This window comes from Winogradskyella pacifica (genome assembly GCF_013403915.1).
GTDB classification, from domain to species: domain Bacteria; phylum Bacteroidota; class Bacteroidia; order Flavobacteriales; family Flavobacteriaceae; genus Winogradskyella; species Winogradskyella pacifica.
The window spans coordinates 1-520 of the sequence record NZ_JABFDI010000091.1 but is presented as its reverse complement, the minus strand read 5'-3'; the positions used below and the strand labels follow the sequence as shown (position 1 = coordinate 520).

Genomic DNA, 520 nt, shown 5'->3' with positions numbered 1-520 from the left:
CCGATGCCACGTCCTTCGTGCCCGCGCAGATATACAACCACACCACCTTCGCGACCGATTCGCTCCATCGCCGCGCTCAGCTGGGGGCCGCATTCGCAGCGCTGGGAGGCAAGGGACTCCCCTGTCAAGCACTCCGAGTGCACTCGCGCGAGAGAATGCAACCCGAGTGTGCCGCGCACGAGCGCAACGTGTTCCGCACCTGTCTCGTGATCGAGGTAGCCGATCATCCGGAACTCACCGTGCTGGGTGGGAAGAACCGTCTCGACGATACGTTCAACTCGTGCCCGCTCCGGTGCTGGTGCCGATTTCGTCATTCGTCGATAGGCGACGAGTTCGTCGATGGTCAGAACTGGCAAACCCATCTGCCGCCCCAGCGCCTCGACAGCGGGGTACCGCATCATCGAACCGTTGTCGGACAACAACTCAGCGATGACTCCGACGGCAGGCAACCCCGCCGATGCACAGAGATCCACGGCCGCTTCGGTGTGTCCCGGCCGTTCGAGCACGCCCCCGGGTCGAG

At 64.0% G+C, this 520-nt stretch carries 1 protein-coding gene; it reads right to left on the bottom strand.

Features of this window, described 5'->3' with window-relative positions:
* Positions 1-520, bottom strand: a 520-nt coding sequence (locus HM984_RS17565) for a 3,4-dihydroxy-2-butanone-4-phosphate synthase (protein ID WP_179350136.1), incomplete at both ends; no start/stop codon positions are given.